This window comes from Pleomorphomonas sp. NRK KF1, assembly GCF_023721755.1.
In the GTDB taxonomy this organism is placed as follows: domain Bacteria; phylum Pseudomonadota; class Alphaproteobacteria; order Rhizobiales; family Pleomorphomonadaceae; genus Pleomorphomonas.
The window spans coordinates 267,041-281,068 of record NZ_JAMDLH010000005.1; the positions used below are offsets into that span (position 1 = coordinate 267,041).

At 65.7% G+C, this 14,028-nt stretch carries 17 protein-coding genes; 4 read left to right on the forward strand and 13 right to left on the reverse strand.

The window, feature by feature from the left end; translation table 11 throughout:
* The first annotated feature begins 25 nt into the window (after positions 1–25).
* Positions 26–820 carry a 1-acyl-sn-glycerol-3-phosphate acyltransferase gene (locus M4J39_RS14625; protein ID WP_251729141.1) on the forward strand — a complete coding sequence of 265 codons (795 nt, stop codon included), beginning with the start codon at positions 26–28 and terminating at the stop codon, positions 818–820.
* Between the two features lie 15 nt (positions 821–835).
* Here M4J39_RS14625 and M4J39_RS14630 read toward each other — a convergent pair whose 3' ends face one another.
* Positions 836–1,378 carry a gamma-glutamylcyclotransferase gene (locus M4J39_RS14630; protein WP_251729142.1) on the reverse strand — a complete coding sequence of 181 codons (543 nt, stop codon included), beginning with the start codon at positions 1,376–1,378 and terminating at the stop codon, positions 836–838.
* A gap of 252 nt (positions 1,379–1,630) precedes the next feature.
* Here M4J39_RS14630 and M4J39_RS14635 point away from each other — a divergent pair, with 252 nt between their 5' ends.
* On the forward strand, positions 1,631–2,626 hold the full coding sequence (locus tag M4J39_RS14635) for a DUF2125 domain-containing protein (protein WP_251729143.1): 996 nt from the start codon (positions 1,631–1,633) through the stop codon (positions 2,624–2,626).
* Here the strand turns inward: M4J39_RS14635 and M4J39_RS14640 are convergent.
* The 3 genes from M4J39_RS14640 to M4J39_RS14650 all read right to left on the reverse strand — a co-directional run bounded on the left by M4J39_RS14640 (position 2,618) and on the right by M4J39_RS14650 (position 5,704).
* A complete protein-coding gene (locus M4J39_RS14640; protein WP_251729144.1) occupies positions 2,618–3,559 on the reverse strand; it encodes a prephenate/arogenate dehydrogenase family protein in 942 nt (313 codons plus the stop codon). The genes M4J39_RS14635 and M4J39_RS14640 overlap by 9 nt on opposite strands.
* Entirely contained in the window at positions 3,556–4,662 is a 1,107-nt protein-coding gene (gene hisC / locus M4J39_RS14645; RefSeq protein ID WP_251729145.1) for a histidinol-phosphate transaminase, read from the reverse strand. The genes M4J39_RS14640 and hisC overlap by 4 nt, the downstream gene beginning before the upstream one ends.
* A gap of 97 nt (positions 4,663–4,759) precedes the next feature.
* Positions 4,760–5,704: an AEC family transporter gene (locus M4J39_RS14650; RefSeq protein ID WP_251729264.1), complete on the reverse strand. Its 945-nt coding sequence runs from the start codon at positions 5,702–5,704 to the stop codon at positions 4,760–4,762.
* 206 nt (positions 5,705–5,910) lie between these two features.
* On the opposite strand from M4J39_RS14650, the gene M4J39_RS14655 reads away from it, so the two are divergent.
* Together M4J39_RS14655 and M4J39_RS14660 are read left to right on the forward strand one after the other, a co-directional pair.
* Entirely contained in the window at positions 5,911–6,309 is a 399-nt protein-coding gene (locus tag M4J39_RS14655; RefSeq protein ID WP_251729146.1) for a YbhB/YbcL family Raf kinase inhibitor-like protein, read from the forward strand.
* Positions 6,310–6,322: 13 nt separating this feature from the next.
* Entirely contained in the window at positions 6,323–6,541 is a 219-nt protein-coding gene (locus tag M4J39_RS14660) for a SlyX family protein (RefSeq protein WP_251729147.1), read from the forward strand.
* A gap of 16 nt (positions 6,542–6,557) precedes the next feature.
* On the opposite strand, the gene M4J39_RS14665 is transcribed toward M4J39_RS14660, so the two are convergent.
* The 9 genes from M4J39_RS14665 to M4J39_RS14705 form a co-directional block, all read right to left on the reverse strand.
* Positions 6,558–8,246 (reverse strand): methyl-accepting chemotaxis protein, encoded by a 1,689-nt coding sequence (locus tag M4J39_RS14665; protein ID WP_251729148.1) that lies wholly within the window; start codon positions 8,244–8,246, stop codon positions 6,558–6,560.
* Positions 8,247–8,384: 138 nt separating this feature from the next.
* Positions 8,385–9,005, reverse strand: coding sequence for an urease accessory protein UreG (gene ureG / locus M4J39_RS14670; RefSeq protein WP_251729149.1), 621 nt, complete (start codon positions 9,003–9,005; stop codon positions 8,385–8,387).
* Entirely contained in the window at positions 9,002–9,697 is a 696-nt protein-coding gene (locus M4J39_RS14675; protein WP_251729150.1) for an urease accessory protein UreF, read from the reverse strand. The genes ureG and M4J39_RS14675 overlap by 4 nt, the downstream gene beginning before the upstream one ends.
* Positions 9,690–10,322 (reverse strand): urease accessory protein UreE, encoded by a 633-nt coding sequence (locus M4J39_RS14680; protein ID WP_251729151.1) that lies wholly within the window; start codon positions 10,320–10,322, stop codon positions 9,690–9,692. Before M4J39_RS14680 ends, M4J39_RS14675 begins: the two co-directional genes overlap by 8 nt.
* 103 nt (positions 10,323–10,425) lie before the next feature.
* A complete protein-coding gene (gene ureC / locus M4J39_RS14685) occupies positions 10,426–12,141 on the reverse strand; it encodes an urease subunit alpha (protein ID WP_251729152.1) in 1,716 nt (571 codons plus the stop codon).
* 90 nt (positions 12,142–12,231) lie between these two features.
* Complete coding sequence (locus tag M4J39_RS14690; RefSeq protein WP_251729153.1) at positions 12,232–12,537, reverse strand: urease subunit beta; 306 nt, start codon at positions 12,535–12,537, stop codon at positions 12,232–12,234.
* A gap of 11 nt (positions 12,538–12,548) precedes the next feature.
* Positions 12,549–12,800 (reverse strand): DUF1272 domain-containing protein, encoded by a 252-nt coding sequence (locus tag M4J39_RS14695; RefSeq protein ID WP_251729154.1) that lies wholly within the window; start codon positions 12,798–12,800, stop codon positions 12,549–12,551.
* 4 nt (positions 12,801–12,804) lie between these two features.
* Positions 12,805–13,107, reverse strand: coding sequence for an urease subunit gamma (locus M4J39_RS14700; RefSeq protein WP_251729155.1), 303 nt, complete (start codon positions 13,105–13,107; stop codon positions 12,805–12,807).
* A 14-nt stretch (positions 13,108–13,121) separates the two neighbouring features.
* Positions 13,122–13,991: an urease accessory protein UreD gene (locus M4J39_RS14705; protein ID WP_251729156.1), complete on the reverse strand. Its 870-nt coding sequence runs from the start codon at positions 13,989–13,991 to the stop codon at positions 13,122–13,124.
* Positions 13,992–14,028: the final 37 nt, after the last annotated feature.

The window sequence follows — 14,028 nt, forward strand, 5'->3', positions numbered from 1 at the left end:
CGCCAGAAGAGCTGGAAGTCGATTCATGCTGATCCGGTCCTATCTCTACAGCTTCGCCTTCTTCTCGGTCACCACCATCATGGCCATTCTCGGCGCCCCCTTTGCCCTCGGAGGCCATCGGGGCGTGATGATCGTCGTCAAGTCTTGGACATGGACGCTGATCCGCCTGCACGGCCTGATTACCGGCACGCGCCACGAGTATCGCCATCTCGAGCGCATCCCGCCGGGCGGCTTCATCCTTGCGTCCAAGCATCAGTCGACCTTCGAGACACTGGCGCTCGTGCCGCTGCTTGCCGACCCCGCCTTCATCCTGAAGCGGGAGTTGACCTGGATTCCGGTGTTCGGCTGGTGGCTGAAGCTCGCCGGCAACATCGCCATCGACCGTGGCAGCCCGACGGCCGCGCTCAGGAAGGTGATCGAGGGCACGCGCGCCGCCGTCGCCGCCGGCCGTCAGGTGATCATCTTCCCGGAAGGAACCCGCGCCGAGGCCGGCGCGAAGCCGGACTACAAACAGGGCATCGCCCAGATCTACAAGTCGCTCGACGTGCCGGTCGTGCCGGTCGCCCACAATGCCGGTACCGTCTGGCCGCGCAAGGCGCGCGTGCATCGTCGCGGCACCATCGTGGTCGAGTTCCTCGACCCCATCCCACCCGGTCTCAAGCCACGCGACATGTTCCAACAGCTGGAAAGCGGCATCGAGACCGCCTGCGACCGGCTGCTGGTGGAAGCGGCGGCACGGGGCGACGATCTGCCGGCAACGGCGCGAGCGCGGGTCGCAGAACTCACGACGTCGGAAACCGCCACCCGGGCCGACGCCTGAATGCCGATCCGGTAGTCAACCCGGCGGGACCGAACGCGGCGCCATGAGTGCGGCGACCACCTGTTCGAGCGCCCGGTCACGGATACCCATATCCTGCAGCCGCCTCAGCGTGGCGGTCACGTAGTCGACATTCGGCCCCATCTCGCCGGAACTCCTGCGTATGATGTCGAGTATCTGCTCGAACGCGAGACCGCCGGCATATTGCTCGTGGGCCTGGTTGGCGACGTAGACCAGCGCGCCGACCGTCTCTCCGGTCAGGAGACGCGCCGGCCGGACGACTTCGTGATAGACCATGGAGATCTGCTCGCGCGCCCGGAGATAGGCGATGACCGCCTCCCGGTTCGCCTCGGCCACCTCGAAGGCGACGCCGTGACAGGACCCGCCGCGATCGAGGCCGAACACCAGACCGGGGTTTTCCGGCGTGCCGCGATAATGCGTCGAACGAATGCAGAGAGCCCGACGGACGCCATGCATCCGCGCCTGTACCGCTCTCAGATGCGGAAAGCCGGGATTCCACATCAACGAGCCGTAGCCGAACACCCAGATGCTCGCATCCATCCTTCCGCTCCGTTTCGACCTGACGAAATGCGTAGCATTCCAACCGGCGAATGCAACGTCAGCGAGGACGATTCCATCTTTCGCCATATTACTCTAGTGCTGTTCAACCAACACATGACCCAAGCCGGGAACAACCGAGCCCATCGCGGCTGACCGGCCCCGGCGTGGATCGGATGCACGCGACCGTGCATTCGTGAAGGGAAGACGAACAGTGCGTCCGCGCGGGCGCCGGTGCCTTGCGGGGGAAACGCCATGAAGCGAACGATACGGGTGGCCCTCTGGACGATCGTCGTAGCCGCCGTCCTGTGGACGGGCGTCTGGTTCGGCGCTCGCTGGTGGCTCGCCGACACCGTTCGCAAGTCCGTCGCCGACCTCGCGGCGACAAACGGGATCGTCGTCAGTTGCACCGAACAGACCATCGGAGGATGGCCATTCCGGCTGGTTCTCACCTGTGGCGATGGCCTGGCCGTGTCGCTTCCCGATGGAGGCCGGTTCGAAACCGCCGCCGCGCGCGGCGAGGGCTCCGTCTTCTATCCGCGCCGCCTCGATTTCCACTTCGATGCGCCGACGTCCTATACCGCCCCCGACGGTCGGCGGCTCGGCCTGACTGCCAGCGAGTTTGCCGCGACCATCGGCTTTTCCGGCGGCCGTGCCGATCGGCTCGTCCTACGAACGGAAGACCTCTCGGCAACGGGCCCGTTGGCCGGCGGAACCGAAGGAAAGCTGACGATCGGGCGCGGCGATCTGATGCTGGCGCGCGTCGACAAGCGTCCGGACGACGCTGACATCGCGGCCACCATCGACGGGCTCGGTCTGACGGTTGGCAACACGGCGTTGACGCCCCTGCCCCTCCGCCTGACGCTGGCGGCCACACTTGCCCAGGCCGACATGGCCGTGGCCGGTCCTGTGGCGATGGCCGGCTGGAAGGCGGCGGGCGGCAAGCTGACGTTGCATCGTCTTGCCGCCGAACTCGGCGGCGCCACGCTCACCCTCGACGGCGAAGGAACCGTATCCGAGACAGGTCTCATTGACGCCGAGGGTCAGGTAACGGGGCGGAATCTCAACGCCTTGGCGGCCTCCGCCACGGGCGGCGGTGGCCTGACGCCCGAACTCGCCGGCCTCGTCATGGCCTTCGTCTTCATGGGCACGGCCGCCGACGATGGCGGTCGCTCCATCGGCCTCAAGGTTGAAGACGGCATCGTCTCGGCCAACGGCCGGCAAATCGGCCGGATCGCCCCGCTATTCTGACGGCGGCTTCGGCTGCGCCTTGTGGGAGCGGCCGAAGTCGGCCTCCGGCGCGTCCTGACCCAGCGTCAGAATGCCGCGCCGGATCGAGCGCGTGCGGCTGAACAGGTCATAGAGACGATCTCCCTCGCCCCACCGGATTTGCCGCTGCAAGGCGAACAGATCTTCCTGAAAGCGCCCGAGCACTTCCAGCACGGCGTCCTTGTTGTGCAGGAACACATCGCGCCACATGGTGGGATCGGAAGCGGCGATACGCGTGAAATCGCGAAAGCCACCGGCCGAGAACTTCATCACTTCCGACTCGGTGACCTTTTCGAGATCGGCGGCCGTACCGACGATGTTGTAGGCGATGAGATGCGGCAGGTGACTGGTGATGGCCAGCACCAGATCGTGCCGCTCCGCGCTCATGCACTCGACGTTGGCGCCCATGCCGGCCCAGAAGGCGACGAGCCGGTCGAGTGCCTTGGGGTCGGTATCCTCATCCGGACAGACGATCGACCAGCGATTGACGAAGAGCTCGGGAAAACCGGCGTCAGGTCCCGAATACTCGGTACCGGCGACCGGATGGGCGGGGATGAAGTGGACATTGGCCGGCAGGTAGGGCTTCATCTGCCGGACAACCGATCCCTTGACGGAGCCGACGTCGGAGACGACGGCACCGGGCTTGAGATGGGGGGCGATCGCCTTAGCAATCGCCTCCGCCGCGCCCACGGGCACGCAAGCGATGACGAGATCGGCATCCACCACCGCATCGCCAGCGTTGTCGCAATAGCTGTCGCCGAGCGTTAGTTCCTCGGCCCGCTTCAGGATGACGGGCGACTGATCGGAAATGACGATCTCGTCCACGAGACCGTTGAGGCGGGCCGCCCGGGCGATCGACGAGCCGATCAGGCCGATGCCGATGATGGCGAGACGGTGAAACACGGCGTCGGTCATGCGGACCCCTTCATGAAAGCCGTCAGCACCTCGACGAGCCGGCGGCAGGCCTCTTCCGACCCCACGGTCATCCGAAGTGCGTTGGGCAGCCCGTAGCCGCCCACCTTGCGCACCACCACGCCTTCGGCCAACAACGTCTTGTCGGCGGCATCAGCCGTCTTGCCGGTCTCGGGAAAGTGCACCAACAGGAAGTTGGCGACGGAGGGCGTGACCGTCAGCCCCAGCTTGCCAAGTTCGGTGGCGAGCCAGGCGCTCCAGCGGGTGTTGTGCTCGACCGCGGCCTCCACGAAAGCTCGGTCGCGCATGCCCGCGGTGCCGGCGGCGATCGCCGCTCCGTTGAGGTTGAACGGGCCGCGCACCCGCTCCAGAACGTCGACGACAGCCTTGGGGCCATAGAGCCAGCCGATGCGCAGAGCCGCGAGCCCGTGGATTTTCGAGAAGGTGCGCGTCATCACCACGTTCTCGGCCGAGGCGACCAGCTCGATGCCGCTTTCGTAGTCGTTACGACGGACGTACTCGGCATAGGCGGCGTCGAGCACCAGCAGGACGTTGCCCGGCAAGCCCGCATGCAGCCGCCGCACCTCGGCCATCGGAATGTAGGTTCCGGTGGGATTGTTGGGATTGGCGAGGAAGATCATCCGAGTCCGTGGTGTCACGGCGGCGAGGATGGCGTCGACGTCCGTGGTGTAGGCCGTCTCCTTCGCCACCACCGGCGTCGCGCCCGCAGCGAGGATGGAGATGCGATAGACCAGGAAACCATGCTCGGAGTAGATCGCCTCGTCGCCGGGCGACAGATAGCACTCGGCGAGAAGATGGAGGAGTTCGTCCGAACCGTTGCCGCAAATGACGCGATCGACGTTGAGGCCATGCGTCTCCGCGATCGCTTGTCGCAACTCGGTCGACGATCCGTCGGGATAGAGCTCAAGCTTGCTCGCCATCCGCTGGTAGGCTTCGACAGCCTTCGGGCTCGGCCCAAGCGGCGTCTCGTTGGACGAGAGCTTGTAGAGCTTCTTGCCCGGCGCCGCCTTCGACCCGCCGGGAACATAGAGGTCGATATCGAGAATGCCGCTGCGGGGAACGGGCGCGAGAGTTGTATCGGACATGGAAGAACGCCTCGAAAATACCGGCGCCCGTCATACGGCAGGCATGGCGACCGCGCAAAGGAAAAGCTCAATTGACCGGACCGCCGCTCCTGAGAGCTCACCCCAGCAGCCAGGCCCAGAAGGTCGTGGTCACCACGCCGACGGCGGTCGTGATGGTGATCGACGACGATGCGAGACCGTGTCCGACGCCGAAGCGGTTGGCGATCAGCCAGGCGTTGATGCCGGTCGGCACCGACGAGGTCAGCACCAGCGCCGCCGTCCAGGTCGCGTCGAGGCCGAGAAGGCGGCTCGCCGCGTAGACCGAGGCCGGCAACAGGAAGAGCTTGAAGAGAGACGTGACCAGCGCCGGCCGAACACCATCGGAAATGCCATATTTCATCAACGCCATGCCGAGCGAGATCAGGGCCGCCGAACCGGCGATGTCGCCGATGTCGTTCACGACGATGCCGACGACGCCGGTGAGGGGCAAACCCGAGAGCTGCCATAGCGAGCCGAGCACCAGGCCGACCACCAGCGGATTGCGCACAAGGTTGCGGCCGACCTGCCCGAGAACGGCGCTGACCGGCTGAGGTGGCCGACCGCCGGTCTGCCGTTCGGCCTGTTCCATCAATATGGTGCCGGCGATCATCATCACCGGCAGGTGGGCGCAGAGCAGGATGGACAAGGCCACGACGCCGTCGTCGCCGACGATGCGCTGGACGAGCGGCAGGCCGATGAACAGGTTGTTGGCAAAGGCTGAACTGACGCCGGCCAGCACGCCGATACGGGCGTCGCGACCGAAAAATCGCGTCACCGCGTAGTGTCCGGCGGCCCAGGTGACGGCAACGCCGGAGAAATAAGCCACCCAGATCGTCCAGGGCGAACTGCCCTCGACATGCGCCGTCGCCACTGTCTTGAACAGCAGCGTCGGCATGGCGATGGTGAAGACGAAATCCGACAGACCGTCGCCGACTTCCGCCTTCATCACGCCGAATCGGACGAGGAGATATCCGATCAGGATCAGCAGGAAGATGGGCAGAACGTCGAGGGCAATGGCGATCACGGGCGGCAACCGGCGCTGGAGCCGAGAGAGGCCGGCGGCCATCGCGGCGCGTCGGAGATCGGCGGAGAATTAGACTTTCTGCCTACTCTTCCTTGATCGGCGCCCGCAAGGTCGAAACAGTGCGGATCGGTTCGCCCCCGACACGGCCTCGCTTGCCTCCCGAGAACGGGGGTGACACACTCCCGACCATGTTCGAGAAAATCGTCATGCTGAAATATCTCGTCGCCGCCACAGTACTTGCCGGCTCGGCCCTGCCCGCCGCCGCCTTCGAGCTGTCCTTCAGGTGGGGAGCCACGCCGGCCTGCGACAACGGCCGCCCCTCGGTGGTGGACAGCCCGGAGTTCGCCCTCGCCAACGTGCCGCCGGGAACCCGCGTCATCGCCTTCACGATGCTCGATCTCAACGCCCCGGGCTTCCGGCACGGTGGCGGAACCATTCCCTACGACGGCAACGATCTGGTGCCGGCCGGCGCTTTCCGCTATCTCGGTCCTTGCCCGCCGGCCGGGCCGCATCGCTATATGTGGACGGCCACCGCCCGGGACCGTGGCACAACGTTCGGCCGCACCCTCGGCGAAGCGTCCGCCACCCGTTCGTTCCCAGACTGACCGAGACGAGACAATGATCGCGGAGACCCCCGAAGCACGCATCGATGCGCTCGAGGAAAAGATCGCCTACCAGGATCAGGTGATCGAGGACCTCAACACGGCCGTCACCGACCAGTGGAAGGAAATCGACACGATGAAGCGTCTCGTCGCGAGCCTCCTCGACGAGGTCAAGGAAATGGAACTCGCAGCGCGGGCGACGGCCGGCCGCGAACCGCCGCCGCCACACTATTGAGCGGTTGGCCGCCGCCTCAGGCGGCGCGCATCTCGTGCATCAGGCGGTCGACCTCGGCCTGCAGCGCCTTGGTGTCGCCGAGCATCCGGCGCGCCTGAGCCGCCACTTCCTGCGACTTCGAGTCGGACGCCTCGGCATTCTCCATCAGACGCATCATGTCCGAGGCGAGACCGCCGACGGCGGTAAGCGTCGAGGAAATGGCGCGGGTGATTTCGGAAACGGCCGCGTTCTGCTGGTCCAGCGTCGCAGCGATCGACGACGCCACTTCGTTGACCCGTTCGATCGACTGCTCGACGGTACTGGTGGCGGACACCGCTTCGCCCGTTGCCGACTGGATGACGCCGATGCGCCGGGAGATCTCGTCGGTGGCCTTCGACGTCTGGGCGGCGAGCTGCTTGACTTCGGATGCCACGACGGCAAAGCCTTTGCCCGCCTCGCCGGCGCGCGCCGCCTCGATGGTGGCGTTCAGCGCCAGAAGATTGGTCTGGTCGGCGATCTCCTGGATCAGCGCCACCACCTTGCCAATCTCGCTCGACGCCTCGTCGAGACCGCGGATGACCTCGGTGGCCCGCGCCGTCTCGCGCACGGCGCCGCTCGATATCTCGGCAGCCTTGTCGACCTGGCTGACGATCTCGGCGATCGACGCCGACAGTTCCTCGGCGGCGCTCGACACCGCCTGCACGTTGTCCTTCGCCTGCCTGCCGGCTTCGGCCGAAGCCTCAGCCTGACGACGGGTATGATCCGACACGGCGAGCAAGTCCGATGCGACTCGTTCGAAACCGGTCGCGGTGCTTTCGATGCCGGCCGACGTCTCGCGGAACGAACGGTCGAATCCGTCGGCGAGCCCGGTCAACGCATCGCGACGCGACCGTTCCATCGCGGCAGCCCTCGCAACCTCGGCTTCCGCCTCCGCGGCGATCCGCTCGCGCTGAAGGTCGCGGAAGCGCGCCACGGCACGGCCGATCAGCCCGATTTCATCCTTGCGGGTCGCGCCCGAAATCTCGGCGTCGAGATCGCCGCCCTGAAGCCGATCCATCGAACGGGTAAGGCGAGACAGAGGCCCGGCGATGCCACGCGCCACGACGAACGACAGCGCCCCCAGCATCAGCAGGGAAACGAGGGTGATGAGGCCAATGCGTCGGGTGCTTGCGGCAAGCGACGCCTCGATGTCGGCAACGTGAAAGCCGGTGCCGAGCATCCAGTTCCAACCTTCGACAGTCATCGCATAGGCGAGCTTCAGCGACGGTTCCTTGTCGCCGGGCTTGACCCACAGGTACTCGTAATTACCGCCGCCGGCCTTGGCGATCGCCAGCATGTCGCGGATGATCGGCTTGCCGTTGACATCCTTCATGTCGATGAGGCTCTTGCCCTCGAGTTCCGGCTTGCCCGGCAAGAGGACGTTTGTGCCATCCGCTTCGTAGATGAAGAAATAGTTCTTGTCCGGGCCGAACCGCACCGACCTCAGGACCGCCTTGGCCGCCTCCTGTGCGTCGGCCAGGCTCATCTCGCCCTTCGCCGCACGATCTCTGAATCCTTCGATCATCGACTGGGCGGTCTGGACCTGATCCTGAAGAGCAAGTTTCTTCTGGCCCAACAGCTCGGAGCGAAGATCGGAGTAACCCAGATAACCGATCGTTGCGAGTCCGACGATCGCCAACACAACGATGGCGGCGATCTTGGCGGATACTGAGTGAATGCTGAACATGTTTGCTGGCCTCGGCGGCATGACCCGCAGATTGGGATAATTCCCGTTTAGGCGACGGCCGTTAACTTTGGCTTACAGAACAGGTTCAGTATGCGGAATTATTGTCAGAAGTAACTAAACTCGCATTCCCGAGTAGAGTTAACCGACGAGGCCACCCTCCTCTTCGATGAATCGCACGACGTCCATCACGTTGTGGTTGCGGCGGACGTCCGTGAACACGAAAGGACGCCCTTTGCGCATCAGCTTGGCGTCGCGATCCATCACATCAAGCGACGCGCCGACGTGTGGCGCAAGGTCGATCTTGTTGATCACCAGGAGATCGGAACGAGTGATGCCCGGTCCACCTTTGCGGGGAATCTTGTCGCCAGCCGAGACGTCGATGACATAGATCGTCAGGTCCGCGAGTTCCGGCGAGAAGGTGGCCGCCAGATTGTCGCCGCCGGATTCGATCAGGATGAGATCGAGACCGGGGAACTTCTGGTTCATGTCGGCGATGGCGGCGAGGTTGATCGACGCATCTTCGCGGATCGCCGTATGGGGGCAACCGCCGGTCTCGACGCCGGCGATGCGCTCGGATGGCAGAGCTCCCGAGCGGGTGAGGAACTCCGCATCCTCGCGGGTGTAGATGTCATTGGTGATGGCGGCGATCTCATAGCGGTCGCGAAGGGCCTTGCAGAGCGCGTCCATCAGCGCGGTCTTGCCCGACCCGACCGGGCCGCCGACACCGACGCGTAGGGGACCGTTGGCAGTCTTGGTCATGAGCGGAACAACCTCGTGTACTGTGTTTCATGGGCCATGGAGGCGATATCGGCGCGCAACGCGGTGCCACCGATGTCATCGAGCGAGGCGGCCAGCGCATCGGCAGCGACGGCGGAGACGACCGGGGCGAGATCCCGGATCGTCTTCTGCCCGTCGGTCTGTCCGAGCGGCACGGCGCGCACGGCCGCCGAAACGAGATTGGCGGCGAAGGCGGTGAGATAGGCCTCGGTGGTTTCGGGCAGCGGCAGGCGATGATCCGCCGCCGCCGCCGCCACCGCCACGGGATAGGCGACCGGGTCAGGCGCAAACCGGCCGGCAAGATCGACAAGCGACGGAGCGCCCCAGGTGTCGGCAATGGCCGTCGCAAAGGCGCGTCCCTGCGCACCGCTTTCGAGCCGGCGCTCCTTGGAGGGCTGGAGCGCGTAGGCGAACTCGGCCACTTCGGCGAGTTCGTCCGCTCGCCCCTCGGCGGCAAAGCGGAATGCCGAGGCCAACAGGATGGCGTCGCTCCGGCCTGCGCCATGGCGCAGGATGTCCGACAGCCAGGCGGTCAGCGTGGCCGCCGTGGTGACGGTGCCGTCTTCCACCGCCCATTCCAAACCATGGCTGTAGGTGAAGGCGCCGACCGGGAAGGCCGGCGACAACCACGTCATCAAGCGGGACAATGCCGCCCCGGCCGAAGGCTCACTCATGCTTGTGGCTGTGTCCGTGGGCATGATCGTGCCCATGCGCGTGGTCGTGGCCGCAACCGCAATGGTCGCCATGGGCGTGCTCGTGGTGGTGATGCGCGCCGGCGTCGCCATGGTCGTGATGATGGCGCTCCGGCCCGTGCTCGTGGGTGTGTTCATGCGCCCCGTGGTCGTGATGATCGTGCCCATGAACGTCGCCATGGCCGTAGGCGCCCCCTTCGGGATCGAACGCCGCCAGCACGGGTTCCACGACGGCGCCCAGCCCTTTCAGCATATCCTCGATGACATGGTCGTAGCGAATGCGTAGCCGATCGCCGAGAAACTGCGCCGGCAGGTGCCGGTTGCCGAGATGCCAGGCAACGCGGACAAGTTCTGTCGGGCTGGCGGCGGTGATCTCCAGCAGACGTTCGGGAACCGCCTGCACCAGGATCAGCCGACCGTCCTCAAGCTCAAGGGCATCGCCATCCTTCATCACGGTCGCTTCCTTGAGGTCCAGGAGAAACACCGTCTTGCCAACGCAGCGCATGACGAGGCGGCGGCGATGACGATCGTCACGTTCCAGCGCAAGCGTGTCGGCCGGTGTTCCGGACCAGGTTCCGGCGGGAAGGATGCGTGTAGCGGTGATCATGGAGAAATCCTCGACCTCAGGTCAGCGTCTGGCCGGCGAGCTTAGTCGAATACGGTCCCGAGGCAAGGGCGGACGCCCGCCGGGTAACGGCAGGCGCGGTAGCTCAAAACAGGAAATACCGCTGCGCCATCGGCAACACGTCGGCGGGCGCACAGGTGAGCAGTTCACCATCGGCCCGCACCTCGTAGGTTTCGGGGTCGACCTCGATCTCGGGCGTCGCCGAGTTGTGGATCAGCGAGGCCTTGGAAATGCCGCCGCGCGTGTTTTCGACCGGCAGCACCACCCGGTCGAGGCCGAGCCGTTCCTTGATGCCGTTCTCATAGGCGTAGCGCGAGACGAAGGTGACCGACGAGCGGGTCATCGCCTTGCCGAAGGCGCCGAACATCGGCCGGTAGTGCACCGGCTGCGGAGTCGGAATGGACGCATTGGGGTCGCCCATGGCGGCGGCGGCGATGGTGCCCATCTTCAGCACCAGGTCGGGCTTCACGCCGAAGAAGGCGGGCGTCCACAACACGAGGTCGGCGAGCTTGCCCACTTCCACCGAACCGACGTGCTTGGAGAGGCCCTGCGCGATGGCCGGGTTGATGGTCACCTTGGCGATGTAGCGCTTTACGCGGAAATTGTCGGCATCGGTGCCGACGTCCTCGGGCAACGCTCCGCGCTGCACCTTCATCTTGTGCGCCGTCTGGAAGGTGCGGATGACCACTTCGCCGATGCGCCCCATGGCCTGGCTGTCGGAGGAGATGATCGAGAAGGCGCCCATATCGTGCAGGATGTCTTCCGCCGCGATGGTCTCCTTGCGGATGCGGCTCTCGGCAAAGGCGACATCCTCGGGGATCGAGCCATCAAGGTGATGGCAGACCATCAGCATGTCCAGGTGCTCGTCGAGCGTGTTGCGCGTGTAGGGGCGCGTCGGGTTGGTCGACGACGGGAGCACGTTGGAAAGGCCGGCCACCTTGATGATGTCGGGCGCGTGACCACCACCGGCGCCCTCGGTGTGGTAGGCGTGGATGGTGCGCCCCTTGAAGGCGGCGATGGTATCCTCGACAAAGCCGCTTTCGTTGAGCGTGTCGGTGTGGATCATCACCTGCACGTCGTAATCGTCGGCCACCGACAGGCAATTGTCGATGGCGGCCGGCGTGGTGCCCCAGTCCTCGTGCAGCTTCAGGCCACAGGCGCCGGCCTTGACCTGTTCGATCAGCGCCGCCGGCAGCGACGCGTTGCCCTTGCCGGAGAAGGCGAGGTTCATCGGCAGCCCCTCGGCCGCCTCGATCATCCGGGCGATGTGCCAGGGGCCGGGCGTACAGGTGGTGGCGGCCGTACCGGTGGCGGGACCGGTGCCGCCCCCGAGCATGGTGGTGATGCCGGCGTAGAGCGCCTCGTCCACCTGCTGAGGGCAGATGAAATGGATATGGGTGTCGAGTGCACCGGCCGTCAGGATCTTGCCTTCGCCGGCGATCGCCTCGGTGCCGGGGCCGACGATGATGGTGACGCCGGGCTGCACATCCGGGTTGCCGGCCTTGCCGATGCCGGAAATGCGACCGTCGGTGATGCCGACGTCGGCCTTGTAAATGCCGGAGTGATCGATGATCAGCGCGTTGGTGATGACGGTGTCGACCGCGCCCTCGGCCCGACTCGCCTGGCTCTGGCCCATGCCGTCGCGGATCACCTTGCCGCCGCCGAACTTCACCTCTTCGCCGTAGATGGTGAAATCCTTCTCGACCTTGACGAACAGTTCGGTGTCGGCGAGGCGCACCTTGTCGCCGACGGTCGGACCGAACATGTCGGCATAGGCGGCGCGGGACATGCGGTAGGGCATCTTGTCAGTCTCCCGAAGAGAGCAGCTTGAAACTTTGGTGTCCGGCCGCCTCGCGGTCGAACGAAGAATGGGCCGGCGAGCGCGAGACGCTCAGAGCTTTCCCATCACCGCCTGACGGAAGCCGTAGACCTCGCCCTTTCCGGCGTAGGGTACCAGCGTCACCGAGCGGCTTTGGCCGGGCTCGAAGCGAACGGCGGTACCGGCGGGAATGTCGAGCCTGTGGCCGCGCGCCTTGTCGCGGTCGAAGACCAACGCCGGATTGGTCTCGGCAAAATGATAGTGGCTGCCAACCTGCACCGGCCGGTCGCCGGAGTTGGCAACGTCCAGCACCAGCATTGGACGGTCGGCGTTGAGCTCGATATCGCCCGCTTCGGGGATGACTTCACCAGGGATCATGGTCGTTCCTTTCAGGCGGCGCGAGGCGCGCAGGGCTCGCCCTTGAAGACACGGACGGTGGATGGCGGGTTGGCTGCAAGCTTCTCGGCCGGTCGAATCGGCCGACGCACCAGTTCACCGCCGCAGTTGGGGCAGACGCCGTTCAGCACGCCGCTCGCGCACGCCGGGCACCACGTGCACTCGAAGGAGCAGATATAGGCCTCCGCGGCCGGCGGCAGGTCGCGGTCGCAGCACTCGCAGTTGGGACGAAGCTCAAGGGCCATGGGCTCACCTGATCGGTTCGTGAACGGTGACGAGCTTGGTGCCGTCGGGGAAGGTGGCTTCCACCTGTACGTCGTGGATCATCTCGGCGATGCCCTCCATCACCTGCTCGCGGCTGAGCACCGTGGCGCCGCCGGCCATCAGCTCGGCCACCGTGCGGCCGTCGCGGGCGCCCTCGACGACATAGTCGGTGATGAGGGCCACCGCCTCGGGATAGTTCAGCTTGACGCCCCGCTCGAGGCGATTGCGCGCCACCATGGCGGCGAGGCTGACGAGCAGCTTGTCCTTTTCGCGCGGCGTCAGATTCATGGGTCTTCCTCGTCTCAAATCGACCAGGCGCGCGGCAGCGGCCAGCCGGTGAGGGTTTCGATCAGGGGTTCGAGAATGGCCCGCAGACGGCGACCGTCAAGGGCAAGACAACGTATGGACAAAAGTTCCTCGAAGGCCGAAGCGCCCGCTTCGATTCCGTCGCCCGCGAGCGACGAAATCAGATCCCGCGAGCGATCGAGCCAGGACGACGCATCGGGTGCCGCTACCAGGATGCTGGCAAAGGCACGGGCACCGCCACCTGTGGCGCCCCCCTCCAGGATCGAGCGGCTGTCGCCCGAAAGGCGCAAGGCATCGGCATAGACGAGCCGCCCATCGCGCCTGACACGCCAGTGATCGAAGAGTTCGACGGTCGTGACCTCCTCGCCCATCGCGGTGCGGCCGAGCACGACGCTTTCCACCGCAACGAGGCGGGCATCGCTCGCGAGATCCACGTCGAGCCGGCGACGAAGGCCTGCGCCGTCGAAGACGATGGTCTCCTGCGGCAGCCATCGTGCATTGGCGCCGGCCTCGACGATCAGCCGGTTATCGATGTGACCGAGGCCATCCGAGCGGCGATAGATGCGCTCGGCGGCCTGGGTGGTGATCGTCGCCGTCGTCCCTCTGCCGAAGCGGGCCTCGAAGGAAAGGCGGTCGCCACCGGTCACACCGCCAGCGCTGTTCAGAAAAACCGCCGTCGGTCCCGAGCCGTCATAGACTTTCGGCAACCGCACCTTGGCCGAACCATCCTGGAAAAGGTCGGCGAGGCGTGTTTCCTCGCCCTCGCCGATCCGTCGCAACGAGAAGGCCACGCGCGCCGTCCCCTCGGCTCGTTCGAGCCGGGGCATCTCTGCGCGAGGCGCCGCGACGATCGACAGGTCTGGCAAACTCTTTCCCCAAGCTTTGCCGACAGGCGCGGCAATT